This window comes from Hymenobacter jejuensis, assembly GCF_006337165.1.
Lineage (GTDB): Bacteria > Bacteroidota > Bacteroidia > Cytophagales > Hymenobacteraceae > Hymenobacter > Hymenobacter jejuensis.
Window position 1 is genome coordinate 3,970,685 of the sequence record NZ_CP040896.1, and the last position, 17,669, is coordinate 3,988,353.

The 17,669-nt window shown below is 55.2% G+C and carries 6 protein-coding genes; all 6 read right to left on the reverse strand.

Translation table 11 applies throughout. The features are described 5' to 3' along the window. Window positions 1–30 precede the first annotated feature (30 nt). The gene (locus FHG12_RS16455) at window positions 31–603 is read right to left on the reverse strand and encodes a hypothetical protein (protein ID WP_139516763.1); all 573 of its coding nucleotides are present in this window, start codon (window positions 601–603) and stop codon (window positions 31–33) included. 3 nt (window positions 604–606) lie between these two features. After that, on the reverse strand, window positions 607–4,575 hold the full coding sequence (locus tag FHG12_RS16460) for an eCIS core domain-containing protein (RefSeq protein ID WP_139516764.1): 3,969 nt from the start codon (window positions 4,573–4,575) through the stop codon (window positions 607–609). Between the two features lie 61 nt (window positions 4,576–4,636). Then, entirely contained in the window at window positions 4,637–5,800 is a 1,164-nt protein-coding gene (locus tag FHG12_RS16465; protein ID WP_139516765.1) for a contractile injection system tape measure protein, read from the reverse strand. Continuing rightward, window positions 5,800–10,188, reverse strand: a complete 4,389-nt coding sequence (locus FHG12_RS16470; protein ID WP_139516766.1) for a hypothetical protein — start codon at window positions 10,186–10,188, stop codon at window positions 5,800–5,802. The genes FHG12_RS16465 and FHG12_RS16470 overlap by 1 nt, the downstream gene beginning before the upstream one ends. A gap of 37 nt (window positions 10,189–10,225) precedes the next feature. Further along, entirely contained in the window at window positions 10,226–14,056 is a 3,831-nt protein-coding gene (locus FHG12_RS16475) for a hypothetical protein (protein ID WP_230471162.1), read from the reverse strand. Then, a complete protein-coding gene (locus FHG12_RS16480) occupies window positions 14,038–17,664 on the reverse strand; it encodes a baseplate J/gp47 family protein (protein WP_139516767.1) in 3,627 nt (1,208 codons plus the stop codon). The genes FHG12_RS16475 and FHG12_RS16480 overlap by 19 nt, the downstream gene beginning before the upstream one ends. Window positions 17,665–17,669 lie beyond the last annotated feature (5 nt).

The window sequence follows — 17,669 nt, forward strand, 5'->3', positions numbered from 1 at the left end:
CGGGCGCTGCCAACCGATGGGTACTTTACCTTAATGCTTAAGCCAAGCAGCCAGATCGGGGTGATGTTGGATAGCCTTTTCAATGACGTCTAACGGGGCACTCGCCACTGTAACGGTGGCCTCATCCTTCAGCCAAGTCAGAAATTCGGCGTGGCCTTTATACTGACTTATATTTTGCTTTAAATAGGATTTGATTTTTGCGGCGGTGAATTTTTCTTGGGGCGCTGGCTGAAGCTGTGGACTTTGTTTGTGAAAATAGTAATTGCTAAGCACATCATAAATAAAGCCCGTGCCATAAGGCAACAGGGATAAATATTCCTCAAAAGACGACGCAAAAACGCTGTTTGGAAAGCCTTCGCTGCTCAGCCAAACTACCGGCGCTCGTTTGAAATCTGTTGCCTTGTTATCCTTCCAAAATGCGATCAGCGAGCCTGTGCCAGCCTGCCCGATTGCCCGAAAGGCTTTGGCTTTGTGACTGTCATTCAGGAGGTTGTGCAGTTTTGCTTCGGCGTCTTTCACAGGTTGTATATCAGCAAACTCGGCGGTCGAATTTTGCAGGTACTCCCCGAATTGCTGCACAACATCTGGCTGTTTCCTCTGCATAGCTTATTTAATTTTCAGATTATCCATGGGCTGGTTTTGAATTTGATTGAGACCATCTAGGGTTCGGGCTTTAATCCCTGCCTTGAGCTTGTCTTTTTCAGCCTTGGTGATATCCGTAATCTCGTTGATGTCTTCCCAGACATCGCTGCGCCTGAGAACGGCTCGCATAGCCACTACGTCTCGCTGTAACTCAACTTTCATTCGATCCACGACGATATCCCTGATTTTTTGCTCGTCCGGTTCGTTGGTGATTTTGCCGGTGACGAAAGTGACGAAGTCATTCAAAGTATCTGCGCCTTTCGAGCCAAACGTCCGTCCTTCTTTGTGCCTGTTTTCGTGTATGTTAATGGCATATCCACCGCTTGCGTGGCTGCCACTTGCCCTATTCGCCATTTCGCTCCGGCTGCTGAATAACTTCCGCCTGTTTATTTGTAAGTCGGCAGCCCATTTCAAAATTGCCGCCTGAGGTTGGTGGTCGGGAGTCAGAAAATCGACGCGTGGCCGCGGCATACTGGCGTAGGTGCCCGTTATGCCTTCCAGCAAATAACTTTCAATGATTAAGCCAATTGACCTGTTTCCGCTCAGCAGCGTGCGAAGTAGTTCGGTAAGCGCTTCATTTTTCTGCAACAAGCGCTGGTGAATCGGTTTGGCCTTTTCCGTATCTGCACCCACTTTTCTCAGGTCGTTGTAATCGCCATCGTAAGTCGATAAATGCGTCCAGATCATCGAGAGCAGAGTAGTTTTGGCCGAGTCTAGCTTGTAGTTGCTTTGGTAGAACTCCAGAAATGCTTTGATATCCTGCGGAGTGCTTTCAATTTTCAGGATGGGCTTTTCGCCGCGTTGCTCAAAATAGATGGAGTGGGTTTCGCCTGTATTAGTTGAAAAGCTCTTCTTAATTCCGAAAAAGCCTAGCACGGCGCTAGCCGCTTTCTTTCCAGCGCCCACCACGGCTTTGCCCGCTTTCTGAACCAGCCCCACCACGGGTTTCAGCAGCTTGTCTACTACAAATCCCATGGCCCGATCTACTGGCGATTTGAGTTGTTTGATGATGGCGCGCACCTTGTCGGCTAAGTTGCCCAGGCCCAATAACTTAGCCAGGAAGTCAATGCCCATCACAATGGCATTTTGCAGCCCGAAAATTACCTTCGACGCGATGCCGCTGACGTCGCCTTTCACGGCCATTTCCACCCCATCCAGAAACGCATTGACCAAGGCAATGATGCGCTCGATGTTGTCCATCAGAAACCGGATGCCGGCATAAATCGCCTGTGCCGCCTTGATAAAGGCGCCTATGGGGTTGAACAGCGTAACAATGTAGGCCAGCACCTTTTTGATGGTTTCGTAGAGCACCGTTTTCTTAATCTTCTCGAAGATTTCATCCACGGCATTGGCCAGCACGTCCTTGATGTGCGCCCAGAAAGCCCCGATATCGGTGCGGGCCATCTGGATGAGCTTGTACACTTCCTCGGCGCCTTCCACGCCTTTTTCAATGGCGGCGACAACTGGTTCACCCAGCTTGTTTTTGGCGATTTCCCGGAAGTTATCGTACGTCAGGCCAATGACTTGCAGCGCAATGCTAAACAAGCCGGCGGTGTCCAGCTTGGCCGGAATCCGGATGCCGGCGCCACCTACTTTGCCCTTCAACCAGTTGAAAAATCCTTCGAGCAGGTAGGTGTCGAAGTTCTCCACGAACGTGGCAAACCCCTGCTTGATGCCCGCCGCCAGGTTTTCCAGAAAGCGAATCGGGTGCGCAATGATGTCGCCGATGACGTAGGCAATGCGCACGAGCACGGTCACCAAGAGTTCGCCCAACCGATAAATGGTCAGGGCAACTTCCTTGATGAACTCGGCGGCGCGCTGAATCCAGGTTTTGCGCACGTCCTCGTTGATCTTGTCGAAGGTCTTGCGCAGCGAATCCACGTTTTGCTTGTAAGATTCGGCCAGACTGTGCGCCAGCTCCGCCTGCTTCTCATCCACGCTGGATTCTAGGTTGGCAAACTGCACGCGGTAGGTTTCCATCGCGTCGCTTACCAGTCCTTGTTGCTTGGTATTGAGGCCTTTATAAAACCCTTCGGCTTTGGCCTCTCCTTGCTGAATGCATTCGACGGCTTTGTTCAGGTCGTCGGCAATGCGCTGCGCAATCTTGTTGAGCGTAAGGTCGAGGGCGTCGATAAATTTCTTTTTCTCCCGCTCAAAAACCTTTTCAATGGCTTCGGTATCCTCACCGAATAAAAAGTCTCGCACGCCCCAGCCGTGAATGTCGTCGAGCTGGTCTTCCACGCGTTTTTCAAAGTCATCTTTGGCAGCCTTCGACTCGGTTTCAAACGTGTCTTCTACATATTTGCCCAACGCCGTGAAAATATCGTCGACGTCTTTTTTGGTCTTGTTATAAATGGCGTCGAGCTCGCCTTTGATGCGCTTTTGCTCTTCTTTGTCGTCTTTGTCGTGGTGCGATTGCTTGTCGTAAACCGTGTGGAGCCCTTGGCCACGTACGGCGTGCATGGCCCCAAAATCAACTACGGCGTCTTTGTGCGCAGTTTTCTGTGCCCCTGCGATAACTTTCTGTTCGTCAACACGATACACTTGTGGTGCTTCGCCCGCTTTGGCCTGCGCCTCTTTCTTGGTTTTAAGGGCCTGCTGAAATTTGGGTTCGTTCGACTCGGCGAATTGCTCCTCGGTGTTGTGGTTTTTCTCCATCAACTCGTCCAGCGACTGGCTCTCTTTCTCCATCGAGATTTCGGAGTCCGTTTTGGGCTTGGGCGCGGCCGCTACCGCGTCGATGGGCCGCGGGTTGGCGCCTGCTTTTTCCTCTACCAGCGGTTTGGGCTCTTGCGTAGGCAGGTTGCTTTCGGGAGGGGCTTTCTTCTCTGTTTCCGCCGTGATGGGGGCCGCCACGTTTTTGCTCTCGTCCTTGACCTGCTGCTTAACGTTGTTCTTGATGCCTTCCAGCGGTTTGTCACGCTTAAACTGCTTGCTGTCGTCTTCGCTGTGCGGTAGCTTTTTCTCCAGCTCATTCAGTTGCGTCTGCAACAGTTTTCTGAACTGCGCGGCCGTGAATTTTTTGTTGGCGTCCTTGTTGTTGACGGCCGTTTTGTTGATGACTTCCAGGTGTTGTTTGCGATCGTTGTAGGCTTTCTGATCGGCTACCGGCAGGTGCGCCGATTCGGTAACCGCCGTGTTTTTTTCCTGGGGGTTTTTGTGCGATTTCTGCGCTTTTTTCACCTGGCGCGTCTGCCCAATTACCTTCCCAAATTCCGGGTCTTGCTGCGGCGTTTGGGGCGCCCTCTGAACCGGCGCCTCGCCCGGTTGCAGGCCATCAGTTTCGGGCGTAGCCTGAGGAGATGCTCCAGGCTGGCCGGCGGACCTGGCACCGGCATTTTTTTCAGCGAGCGCCGTGGTTTCAGTTATTACCGGGCCGCCAGAAGCTGTATCCGGTTTGGCGGCTGTGGAGGCCAAAAGATCAGGTGGCGAAAGCTGCGTTTCTGCCCGTATCAACTCATTGATTTTCAGCCCCGCAACGCCTTGTTGCAAGGTATGCGCCAGCGCTTGTACCAACACGCTTTTGCCCGCTTGCGAAGTCGGTTGATACTCGCCCTGCCCGAAGAAAATATGTTGCTGAAAGACGAGTGCCTGCGCCCGCAGCGGCTGGATTATGCCCACCGATTCTGAGTCCCGGTGCACCCGGATCATGCTAAAATCGGCTTGCAGGCGCAACTCGGCCGCCCGCCGAATTTCCTCCGGCACGCTTTCGCCGCTGTCAATTTTGGGCGGAATGGTAGCCTGCGTTTCAAACAGCACATCGGGCAGCCCGGCGGCTTTGCGCAGGATTTTGTTTTGCGTCGGCGTCTGGGTAGCCTGCCGGATAGGCTCGAAAAATTCGCCCCGCCCGGCCTTCTCAAAAAAAGGCTGGGCAGTCCGCATTCCCGAGGGTGCCGGTGCCGCTTTTACCAGTTTTTCCGCCGTGATTCTCATAGCTTCGTAGCGTCCGCAGAGTATTTTAAGGTATATTAATAACTATTTGATAGTCAAATAGTTATGTCCAGTCGGTCCACAGTAAATTGGGCATCCAAGGCAGCTGTGACACGGCAATATTCCAGGGCAGCGATTCGAGCAGCAGGTCGTGGCCGCGTTGCTCTACTTGCAGCAGCCAGTCGTCGTTGCGGCGGGAGAGCTTGCCGGCGCGCTGCAAAAAAGCCTCGCGCAGACCGTCGGGGGAGGTGTTTTTGAGCGCTCCCCAGTGCCGAACAACCGCTTCCAGCAGGGTATTGGCCTCGGCTTTTTCGATTTCCGTCAACTCTACGTTGCCCTCAACTGGCATGTCCACAGGCAGGCCACAGAGGATTTTGGGGAGCACCAATTCGTATTCTTTCGCGGTTTCGGCGCCCGTAGCCAAGTAATGCAGTAGAAATAGCGCCCGTGCGGGCTGAAGTAATTTTTGGGCCTGCGCCACGCCCATCGTTGCAAAAAACTGTGGCAGAAAGGGATGCAGCAACACCAGCCCCGCATCTTCGACATACAGGGCTTCTGTTTCTGGGTAAGTAGGTTCCGGTACGTCGTCGGGGAGAGCATCAGTGCGGGACGAGGCTTTGAGTTGGGCAATTGTTAGCTGCTCCCGCGCGGAGGTTTGCTGGTTTATCAACTCCAAGAGCGTAGCCAAGAAACCCTCCGAAAATTGTTCTGCTAAGCGTTTGCGCGCCGTCTGTGAATGAATAAGATGTTCAGTTTCGGCAACATATACTGCTGGTACGCCCGCCGCCAGCATTCTTTGCAAAGCCGTTTCCAGCGTTTCACCCGGCGGAAGTCGGAAGGACCACGGCAACCGCCCTGTGCGCAGGCAGTGCAAAAAGGCTTCCCAAACCACCTGTGCGTCGGTTTTGAGTTGCACTTCCCGGCCGCCTGATCCGATAGGCAGGCCCGCAGTCCCGACCTTCTCCCGAATGGCCTTTTCGAGCGCCTCCGCCACGGCCGCTGGCAATTCTTGCTCCAGCCGGCTGAGGTCAAATGCCCCTAGGTTCACCTCGAGCTGTTCGATATACAAATGTTCCTCAGTTGGCGCTGAGCGATCGAAAATGCGCTCTATCTCCGGCTGTAACCAATTGTGGCAGAGGGCCGAGAGACGTTTTTGCAGCGCAAGCCCATCGGCTTCGGTGCCGTTCAATTCTACGTGCAAAACTTGTTGCCGAATGAGGTGCGCCATTAGGGTATGTTTTGCTCGGCGGTGCCGAAACAGCCTTTCTGCGTGATGGCCGTAAGCCGCGCCGTGCCACCGGGTTTTTGCAGTTGCGCCTCTACTTTGGGGCCTTCGTAAAAGGGCTCAGTCGGTTGGGCGATGGGCACATCCCACACCCAGGCTACCACCGAATTGACGGGCACATTTTCGACTTTGCCTGCAAACAGAAAGCCGTTGTTTTCCTGGCGCTCAATGCCCACAACTGGTTTGGGATCAGGGCCTTCGCATAGCTTCTGAAAATCGGTGCCGGTACATTGGTTGCGTTCGCGGCAGTCGAAGGCGGGCACGCGCGTTTCCTTGTTGTTGAGCCGCCGGTTGACCAAGATTGCGCCGTTGAAGGGAGCGCCCGTCACGTCGGGCTCGTTGGTGTAACGCATCAGCAGGCTAAAGGCCGGGGTGGGTTTGGCGAAAGAATAATTAAACTCAAGGCTAAATTGCTCACATTCAAAGTGTTCTATCCAGAGAATGCCAAACGGGTCGGAGTCGGCCGGCTCGTAGCTCAGCACCAAGCGGTTGGCCCCAAGTTCAGGCCCAAACTCGGCTACCAGCGCCTGCTTGATGCGCTCGTTGAGTTTTTTGACTGCCCCGCCGATGGCATTGCGGAAATTGCCGTTGAGCTGGCCAGCCTGTATTTGCACTAAGCTGCCCGCATCGGCCAGCGCGAAATCCTGGCCGTTGAACTGGAATTTTACCTCCGAATCCTGCTTGTAGGTTTCGTACGGCGCCCCTTCGACGGGTGGTTGTAGCCACAGCCGGTACGCACAGCGCCGCGATTGGCCGCCGCAGGGCAGGTTGCAGGGTTGCTCGCAGGTATGCTGCACCTCCAGCGAAGCTGTGCACCCATTCTGATCTTTCACCTCGATGGTAGTGGCCGTGCCGCTGGCAATTGGGTCGGTGGCGAAGCTGTCGCCGGTTACGGGTGCTCCGTTAGCGAGATAAGGCGGCACGCCGCCCTCCACGCGCAGGAAAGAGCGGTAAGAAGCAGTGCCGTCGCAGGTAAAGTCCGTTTCTTTCAGCAGCAACTGGGGCGCTACCGTTACGGTTTGGGCCGCGGTTAGGGCTCCTGCTGCGTCGCGCACCACCAAGCTGTGCGTTCCTACGGCAAGGAACATGGAGCCAGCCACGGGCTTAAACGGCTCGTTATCAACCTGAAGCTCGTAAGGCGCAGTGCCGCCCGTCGCGCTGATTTCTACTGGTGCTGCGTTGTTGGGAGTGGTGCAGCCCACTTTGGCGGTGAAGGCCAGCGCGGGTAGGCAGGAGTGTTGCACGCGCTGCGTGACGCTGCATCGGAGGCTGTCGGTAATGATGATTTCGGTTTCCGTGTCGCCCGGCAGCGCGTCGCTGGAATACGTAGTGCCGTTGACCGTGCCGCGGTTGGCGGTGAAAGGCGGCGTGCCGCCCGAAATCTGCAAGACTACGATGTACTCGTTGTTATCGCCAACGCAGTCGAAGGACGGCTCCGATAGTGTTAATTGCGGAGCAATGACGACGGTCTGCGGAGCCGTTTCGACTGCTTCGGCGTCGCGCAGAATAAGCGTGTGCGTGCCCGTGCCGGCCAGCACGGCGCCGGTGAGCGGCCGATACTCCTGGTCGTCCAGTTTGACGCTGTACGGCTCCATGCCGCCTGCCGGCGTGATAGTTACTTCGGCCTCATTGTTGGGGTTGGTGCAGCCGATTTGCACCGTGAAAGTGGGTGGCGCTTTGGGCAGCACAAACTGCACCGGCGAGCAATCGGAACAGCAGATGTAAGGAAGGAAAAAGTCTGCGATGACAGTGCCATCTACCAGCTCGTTGACGGCCGCCGCGATTACTTTTTCGACCTCGTCATTTTGGTTTGGCGGCAACACCGCCGTGGTATTCGGCGCAATTCCCGTCAGGGTGCCGATGATAAACCTAACATCTTCATTAACAACTAGTTCTCTATTGGTGCGAATCCGCTCTAGCGCTTCGGCTACCGCTTCCGTGTTGAGCGCGCTTGCCGCTGAGAGATTGGTTATGGCCGTCGAGAAAACGTTGGCGCGCAGGTTGGTCAGGTCAAACCGATTTAGCCCCAGGCCCGGCCGGCGCCGCTCCGGATCGTCGTGGTACACGAGGATAAACGTGCCGCCCAACGGCACCCCAGCTTTGTGCTGAATGCCGGGGTTCTGTTGCAGGAAATAGCTGAGAAATTGCTTCTGCTTCGCTTCTTTCACGCGCCGCCGGTATTCTTCCAGCAACGCCCGAAATGCAGCAAGACGGCAGTTGTACAGAATGGCTTCGAGGCGGTCGTCGAGCTCCTCCCAACTCAGCAGCCGGGCGTTGCCTTCGAGGTTGTCGGTGGCCTGTTCGCGCTCGCGCTCGATGGCTTCCGTAACGCTAACCAAATCCTGATACCGCTTTTCAAAGCGCACAAAATCCAGCTGCCGGGCATCGGGCGTGAGCTGGTCAAACAGCTTCGAAATGTAGATGAGAATGTAGAAAATGATCAGGTTGGACTGCCCGACATTTTGGCTGTTCAAAAAGTTGATAATGACGCTGGGATCAAGCTCCGGAATTACGCCGCCGGGCTGGTTGTTGTACCAGTCTTCAAACAACCGCCCCAGCGTTTGCGGCTGCACTAGAAAGTCGGGTGCGCACTGCACCAACAGCGGCAGCTTGGCCTTAGTCGGCGTAGGGATTTTAAATCGGCTTTCAAGCGGCAGGTTGTAGAAATACTGCGTTTCCTTACAGAGAAAGCAGGTTAGCTCGGCGCGCAAGGTGTCATACAGCGTTTCCAGATCCTGAAACCGGCAGTCTTCCTTGCTCAAATCCAGAGTAATGTTTTCGTCGAATGCGCCCGTGCGCAACGCCAAGATTTCGATGGGAAGCCGGTAGCGCGTTTTCTGAAAAAGTAGCGTGCTGAGCACCGTTTGGTAGTTCTTGCCTAGGTGTCCTTCGATGCGCAGAAAATTGTGCGGCTCGAGGTCGTAACGCAGCGGTTGGAGCACAAACTGCGGGGGCGCAGGCACGTACTCGTCGGCACGGTAGCTCAGGTTTTGGTTGGCGCGGCCGCGACGGGTCTTTTGCGGGCTCCAAACGTGATATAACGGAGGCGTGCCGTTTTGCAGGTAATAATAGGGGATGGCCTTCTCGGAAAGCGGCACATCGGCGAGTTTGCTGGGCGTAATGCGAATTTGCGTATCGACGCGCGGGTTGGTGGCCGACTTCGGCGGCGGCGGATTGGGCGTAAACCGTACAATCATTTCCACCAGGCGCTGAAACAGCAAAACCACGTCCCGCGTCTGTTCTTCGCAGCCGCTGATAGCGCCCGAGGCCAAAAAATAATGGCGATACAGGGCCGCGTTCGGTACCGAGGTCGGCTCCAGAACGCCCAACATGAGGTGGCGCGGAAACAACTCCGACGGCGGACAGCAGGCGCACAGCAACTCGCCGCCCTTCCAACGAAACTCGTTGTAGGCAGCCAGCAAATCGTCGAAAAAGTCGTAGTAATACTGCAGAAACCGCACTTGGCTGGGGGTGGTCGGGGCGGTATCCAGAAAACCGAACGTCGCACCGAAACTGGCGAAAGGATTAGACGGATATTGGTTTTCTACTACCGGCCGAAAGGCGTTGTAGGCGGCCGTCAGTGCGTTGCCCATTGCCTGCGCCAGTTTTTCGCTGCGAAAGACCTCGAAAAACGCCGCCAGAACCTGGTTGGAAGTGGCCGGCCCCGTATTCGGGACGTCGTAGCGGGGCAAGCGGATGTCGGGCAGGTGGAGGCGGGCTTGGAGCGCGCTTTCGAGATCGGTGAAGGTGAGGTTTGCGTTTAATTTGTTGGCCTCAGCAATGATTTTGGTGAGGTCTTCGATCTTGATCAGCAGGCGGCGCACGGTGGCGGTTACGTCGGCGCCTTTGTCGTCGCAGTTATTGGGGCTGCAATTGCGCAATCCCTCTTTTTTGAGTTCTAAGAACAACAGTACCGCCTTGTCAGCCAGAAAGTTAGCTGGGGTTGCCAGCGCAGTAGTATCGGGCTCGCCGGCCGGAAACAATTCCCACAACGGGTATTGTGCTTTCGAAACCGGGTCTTTGAAAGGCCGATACTCTATCTCGTTAGGAACCTTATAATCAGCACGGTACGAAACCAGCGCTACATCGTCGGGCTCCACGATCAAATAACCTTCCGAGGTGATGCCGCAGCCTTTGGAAAGGTAAATAACCGCCGTGCCCGCCGTTGTGTCGAGCTGAATTTCCAGGCCGCAGACAATGCCAATGCCGATGAGGTTGGCGCGCGTCAGGCGTTCCTGTTCATCCAAATAGTTAAAGACCTGATTTAGATGCGCATTGGTGAGCACCTGATTGGCCTCGAAGACCGGATAAGTATCTTGTGTCGGTCGCATGGCGAAGGGCGGTTTTTAACCATTTAAGGAAAATCAGCTATGCTTTTTTGGGCGGTTTCGGCGGCCTTTTGGGCGTGGCGCGTTTGGCTTTTGCCGGAGAAGTCTTTTTGGCATTTGCTTCGCGGATTTCTGGCGTAAGCACCCGCTGCAAAAGATAATTGCCGAGGGCCGTACTGCCCAAGCGCACCGGGTTTTGATCGCTGCCGTCGTCGCAGTCGTGCAGGGTGGCGCCGGGGTAAGTGTTGCGCAGTTTGCTGAGCAGATTTACCACCACCCAGAGTCGGTACGAAACTTCTCGGTAGGCCTCGTAGCGGTCTTTCAGCAGTGCTTCCAAGGCTGCCTCGGTATCTGGTTTAAAAGTGAAGCCGGGGCACAGCGTAATAGGCGCGGGCACAAAATCGGTGAAGTCAGCAAAGGCCCGGCCGGCCTTGAAATTGGCGTCCATCCAGTCATAAAAAGCGACGCCGTATTGCGTAAGAATAGCGGTGGCGCATTTGCACAACTCATCGTGACTGGAATGGGTCACGGCGGGCGCGGACACTACACCGGCCTTGAGAAGGGCTTCCACGCGTTCCTGCAAACGTTCTTCCGTCCAGTCGAAGGCAGCATTGGCCGTCAGCCACGCGCACCAAGCATCCTCGAATCGCTCGAACTGCCAACCGTATAGCGCGATCTGATGGAAATACTCCACCATAATTGCTTGGATTTCAGTCCATAGGCTAACTTCCAGCACAGTAGTGCAGGAAACGCTGGCAGGGGAGAGCTTCGCCGAAAACTCCGTTTCCAGCAGCGTTTGCAAGGCGTCTGGCTGGATGTAAAGCAGGGTTTTGTCGTCGTACCAAAGGCGGAATACTTCGCTGAATGCGGCGTAAATAGCCAAGGCGCAGGCACAGGCGTCTGTTTCGGTAGGTCTTGTGCCGTCAGAGGTTAACACTTTGTCAGTCAATAGGTTAGCTATTTTGATAACTACCTCATCACAAGGGTTTTCTATGAAGCCGTCGTTGCCAACCCAGCAAACTTTGCCTACCATGTGGGAAGGCGTTTCCTGCTGAATGGTGCGGTCGGCGAACTGCCGCATGTCCAGGTTGACGTTGAACGGCGCCGTCCAGCCGGGCATTACAAACGTCAGGCGGAACGAATAGGGATCTTCGTCGCCGCAGGTTTTGCAGCCGCCGTCGGTGCAGGCCGGGTACAGCGCATCACCCGGAAATTTGGGCCGCAGCAGCAGGTGCTCAACTACAATTGCGCGGGCGTTGCTGCTCCAATTAAGTAATTCATCTTGAAGCTCTTGAGCTGCGGATTTTGCTTTGAATAATTCGGGATGTTGGCCAAGCGGGTTGTTATTTTTATCCTTGAGCGTAAGCCGAAATTGCGCCGTGTCAATTACGATTTCGTAAGCGCTGGGCTGAATCATTTGCGCAATGATTTCCTGAAATGCCAGTTGCGTCGCGGCGGCTTCGGAGGGGCCGCTTACGCTGAGGTCCCCTTCGAGCCACAGGGTTTCGCTTTGGTCTTTTAATTGAAAACCCGTGACGGTAAACGGCCCCGGTGCCGTGCCCGTCAGCGTCCAGGAAAACTTGAGATCAGGGTAACCCAGCAGCAAACTGATGCGGCGTTTCAGGCCCGAAATATTATCTGGCGCGCAAGGTGTTTGCGTGTAATTAAAGGCCTTACCGCGATCGTGGCTGATAATGGGATAGGCTTTCAGAAACGCGATTTTGTCGTCAATCAAATGCGCTAAGCCAATTTCCTGTCCTTGCAGATTGGTGAGCAGTAGGGTGTATTCGCTGAATTGCTCGCCAAAACGGGCCAGCAAATGATCGAGAAAACGGTTGCGGCGCTCGTGAAACTCGGGGAGCGTTTCCGTCATTTCTTCCAGCGCCGATTGGTTGAGCCCGTTGATCAAATCGGTGTAGCCCTGAATGACCGACTCGCTGAACTCGCGAATAAAATAGGTGCGTTTGACCGTGGGGTCGAGGGAAAACAAATCGGCCGTGTGGGCTATCTGGGCGAGCGCATTGCCCAGCAACTGCTCGAATACCAACAGGTAGGCTTTCAATTGTTTAGCCTGCGCCCGGCGCCGCGGCAACACATGCGAAGGCAAGCCCGCGGGGCCAATTCCGTAGGTCAGCGGGAAGCTGTATTGCACCGGGAAATAGTCTTCCGGACTACGGAAAGTGCCGGCCGGTACGGGCAAATCATTCGGCGCATTTTTGATTTTGGGTCGCTCGGCTTCTCCGCGCAATTGCGTGAGGGTATCATGGGCCTCGTCAAGGCGCGGCAGGAACGGCAGGCCATTTTTGTAAAACAGAAACCGCGACAAGTTGAAATACAGCCGCGGCTGGTGCAGCGCGCTCACAAACAGCAGCCACGAAGCACTGGATTTACTTGGGTCAAATACCGGCTTGCCATTTACCCATGTGGGGTCGGCGGCCCCATTTACGACGTTGCCTTCCGCATCGTATTTGGTGAGCAGCAGGTTATTTACCGCAATTACGCCCTCGATATCCATCAGCAGGTTGATGATATCGGAAGCGCGCAAAACGGTTTTCAGTTGCGCTTGTTCCAGTTCTTCGGCCTTGATAAAGCCATTATCGAGCGTCGGGCCGTTGAAAATATCTTCCACCGGAATGCCCGCATCCATCATTTCCTGAAGCGTGTAAAACGGCACGGGCGGATTGAGATACTGCGCGATGGCAAACCAGATTTGCGCCTGCACGCGCTCGATGTCGGCGCCGGGCGTAACTTCTATATCGGCGCAAACGGCTACGTCTTCTATGGCCACACCCTGCACGCGGCAATAATCTTCGTCGAGGTTGCGGTGGGCGTGTAGCGTTGCTTTGGCATCGGCCACGGACTGCGCCACTTTCAGCAATTTCCGACGGTAGCGCGTCACGAAACCAGCAGCGGTTTTATCGGCCAGCATTGCAGCTATGTCGGCGACGCTGGTTTGGTTTTTCGCAGTGGTATCGCCGAAAATCCGCAGCGCCGCATTTTCAATGGTGATTTTCTCGCCGCCGGGCAGGAGTTCTAATTCAAAGCTGGCGTAGAAAACATTTCGCCAATTGCTGCGCAGTTGCGCATCGGTAAGGGGCGTGTTATCGGTTTTGTTGCGGTTGAATTTTAACAGCGTAAGATTAAACGAGGCGCCGTTCTGACTGGAAAAAGCATCGTTGCTTTCCAGAAACAGTTGCCAAGCCTCGCGCTTTTCCAAGCCCCAATCCGGGAAGCGCAATTCAAGCGTGACCGCGTGTCGCTTGCCTTCCGTATCGAATACGAAGTAGGTAAATTCAATTTTGCGATCATTCAAATCGCCTAAGTCCGGGTCGGATTCCAGCTCCAGCAGCACTTCGTACAACCCCAGTACCGATACTTTCTTGGGTTTGAATTTTCGGTTGAGTGGTTTTTCGTAGGCTAGCTGTAATTCGTCGTCTTCGCACCAGGCGTAATAGTGTACGTCACAAGCACATTCCTTGCAGAATAGCCACGCGTTGCGCACCAATTCCCGGTCGATGAGCAGCCGCCGAAAATCGTCGGGTGTGCAGGGATTTACGGTCAGAATATCGCGGGCCGTGAAAAAGGCTTGGTTCGGAAAAGGCTGCTTGGGATTGGGCGCGGGCGTGGCCGGCGCCAGAATATCTTTCACGTCCCAGCCGATGCGATAGGCCAAGTCGGTGATGGCGTAACAGAGCGCTTCGAGAATGGTAATGCCGGGATCGTGGACGTTGTAATCCGTCCACTGGCGGCTGCCCATTTGCTCGATAAAACCAATCCCTTCCCGGCGGAGGCGGAAAAAGTCCTCGGCGGGTTTCAGCGCGGGCTGCTTCGGGATGGTGACGGGCGTCTGGCTCATGCTTCGCAAGGACATTTTTCGTGGTGGGCCTCTTCCTCGGCGGGGTTAATTACCTGGATCAAATGCTTTTTGGCCGGCACGGAAACCAAAATGGAAACTGCTCTGGAGCCTTCCACTTCCTCGCGGTCGGCAGTGCCCGTTACATCGTGGAAGAGCTGAAAATCAGTCACGTAGTCCACGTAGGGTTGCTCTTCGACAAAGTTGATGAGCACCGATTTATAGATTTTGCCGCCGAAGGAAGGGCCGCGGCTGCCGCTCCCCGGAAATGCCCACGGCGACAAAAAGCGGGTGATGCTTTCCTGTAATTTCTTGGTGTAAAAGGCTTCGTCGAACCCGTCGTAGAACCGCACCTTAAAGCTGACAGCCACTTCCTCAAACTGCGGATTTTTGACGTGCAGCTTTACAAAACAGGAGATGCGCTTTTGCAGAAAATCGGCGATTTCCTGCAAAAGGCCCAAGCTGGTGTAAGGCCGCAGCGGGTCGCGCAGATTCTGAGTTTGCAGATCCGGAAGGGTCACCACCGTGACGTGCCCCGGTGCCAGTTCTTTGTAAATGCCGGTACCGCTGTCGTTTGGCTCGTAGTGTAAATGATTGATACACTTGGCTTTATAAATCTGTGGGAAAGCCTCCAGCACGAGGTGCTCGTAGTCCCAGAGCGCGATTGCGCGGTCTTTGTGCCGCAGGCGCTCGCTTATGCGCGTATAAAATGCGTCGGATGCTTCCCGGCCTCGGCCGCCAAAAGTGGCAAAGGGCTGCGTAATACTTTTGACGGCCGCCACCGGCTGATCGAGCTTGGAAATGGTGCCGGTTGGTAGCACCTTGGCCGGAAAAGCCGGGTCATTATCACGGTCGGTGAACGTGGCGCGGAGCGCCTGCGCCGCCACACTGATCAGCCGGCAAACCGCCTCGCTTTTTTCCGACACCGCGGCCCGAATCCAGTGCATCTCGGTGGGCAGCAGCGTGTTGGTAGCAGTCGCGTCGCGGGGCACGGCAAACGTGACGATGCCTGAATTCAGTAGCTCGTCGGTTTGGTCTTCTACGTCATTTTGAGGAAAGGTAATCCATTCATTGTCACGCAAATAGCTCCAATGCACGTGTGGTTCGGGCTTTTGCGCGAGCGGGTCGGCGGTGCCGTCGGCTACCTGAAACAGCAAGGCTACATTCTGGGGCGGTTGCAACGCGCTGAGGCCAATGTAGAATTCGGCCTCGCTTTCCTGTTTGGCATTGTCGCGCTGAAAGTCGAACTGCGGCACTAGGTAAACCTTGTGCGCCGAGTTCAGCAGCGGATGTTGCTCAGCCTGCCCAAATGGCGCGACGTGGAGAAAGAGCGCTTGGCGTTTCGCAAAAGCCGCCTTATCCACAGAGTTCAGCAGGATGGTTTGGGCAGCCTCGTAATTCAAGGAAAGCGCGTTTATCGACGGGCCAACTGGCGGGTTACCGGGGTCGCCCGCACCCGTGTCTTTGCGCAGGTATTTAAGCAGATCGGTTTGGTATTGGCTCTGCCCAAAACCGGCGGCCAATTTCAGGCGCGCAAAGCCGTGCCGGGAAGCGGTGTTGTAAAAATCATCCTCCTCCAAATCGGGCGCATCGACGACGGATGAATCCAGCTTATTGGAGAAAATAAACGTGCCGGAAGTCACCGCAATTGCCACAATGCCAGAGGCTTGCCAATTGCCAGCCTGTAGAAAATCAATGGTGATGTTTGGCACCGTGCCACTCGGATACGCGGCCGGCGTGGTCAGCCACGCCACGTCGAGCGAAGCGCTGGTAAGGTTTTTTTGAAAGGCTTCTTTCGACCCGATAATGACGGCGTTGCCAGCGACTGGCGAAGGGCCAAAAGGCTGAAACGGTTTGGACGTATCGACGGGCCCAAAGTCATTGGAAACAGCCAGCGTCTTGAGGCCCGCGACTTTTACTTTCAAGTCGATTTTCTGAACTACTGTATCCTGAAATAAAGGGTAGATGTAGTTGTCAGAATTCTGGTGCCGCAGCTTCACCAATAGGATCGGCAGGTTGGTGGCGAACGTGTAGCCGTGGGTGTCGGCAGAATACGGCGTCACGGGCGGGTCGGCGCCCGATAATTCGACGACCAATCGCAAGACGCCCGACTCGGTAGCAAACATGGTGGCGGGTTTTTCCAGCCAGCCTTTTTCGGTGGTGAGCAGGCAAATAATCTTGTCGGACAAAGCCGGGAATGTGCCCGCTGTCACCGTAAAATCGACGGTAATAGTGCGCGTGCCTTCGGCCATCCAGAGGTAGTGCGAGGCGATGGCGAAGCCAATTTCCGCCGCTGGCATCTTTATCTCGGCCAGCTTTCCATCGACGTAAATTTTGTTGAAGAAAGGATGCCACGACTTATCCGGCGAGGTCAGTTCGGCGCCCAGTCCGTCGTCGGAATTGGCAACAGCCGATGCGTACAAGCGCCCGATTTGTTTGTCGGCATTGGCATCCGTTCCCACCGGTTCTTTGCCGTGGCGGTAGATCGTTTTTAAGCTCGTTACAAGAGCCTGATTCGCTACGAAATCTCGGTCGTTGGCGAAGAAGGCTTCTTTGCCCAAGTCGTCTTTCCCAGCTTTGAATAATTCGTCTTGCCCGATCAAATACGAATCGACGTGCTTGGCTAATTCCAGCAAAAGGTGCGCGTGGGCTGGCTGCGCGGGCTTTTCGCGCAGGCGCAGAATGTCGCGGTAATAAAAATCGAGGTGCCGCTGGGTGAGTGTATTCGCCTCGTGGCGGGCGTATTCGCGCAGGCGCAGAAACGCAAGAAAGAGCGCATAATGCGGCGCGTGGTCGTCCCAGATGGTGAATGTATTTTCCAGCGCCAATTTCGCATCGGCCACTACGCGGGCGTACACTTTCAGCAGTTGGTCGAAGACCGACGTAAACAGGTTGTGCGTGGCAAGGTGGTTGACCTGCGCGAAGACACTGCCGCCGCTGCCGTACACCGTTGCATCGGCGGCAATACCGGCTTCGTAAGTGGCCCAATCGGGTGCGCCGTTGGTGATCCAGTTCTTGGACAGGCCTGCGGTGATAATGGAAAGAAATGTCGATACAGGGCCACCCAAAATGCGCATTTCCGGCGTGGGTACGGCCTCCGTCAGCACGTTAAGCGTATCGCCGGCTTTGTAGTAGGCAATCAGGCGCTTGAAGCCTTCGGCCAGTTGACCTTGAATGAGGTTTTGCAAACCGGTTTTCAGCGCAATTTCTTTCGGCAGCGCTTCGGCAAGTGCGTCGAGCTGCTTGGCCAGCGTCCCGGCGCTGCTAAACAGATAGCCCAAATGCTCTTTCAACCCCGGTTCATCCCCTTGGTTATCAAGGGTATTCAGAAAGCCAAAAAACTCACTGATTCGGATCCTGTATTGCTCGACATCCTGAATCGAAGCCGTGGCCAGCTGCAGCGATACGTCGTCGGAAAAGAACTGCTGCCAGTCGCCGGCTGCTACGTTGCTGTCGTTGTAATACTTCAGATAACGGCTGTACGCCTGCGCAAACACCATACTGTGCGCGGGCGTGCGCTCGTCCACGGGGGCTGAGTCGGGCGAGAGCGCCTGGCTCGTGCGCTGCGCCTGACTCGTGCCTTCGCGGATGAGTTTGAGCGGGTCCGTGTTCTGAGAGCAGTCCATTTCCG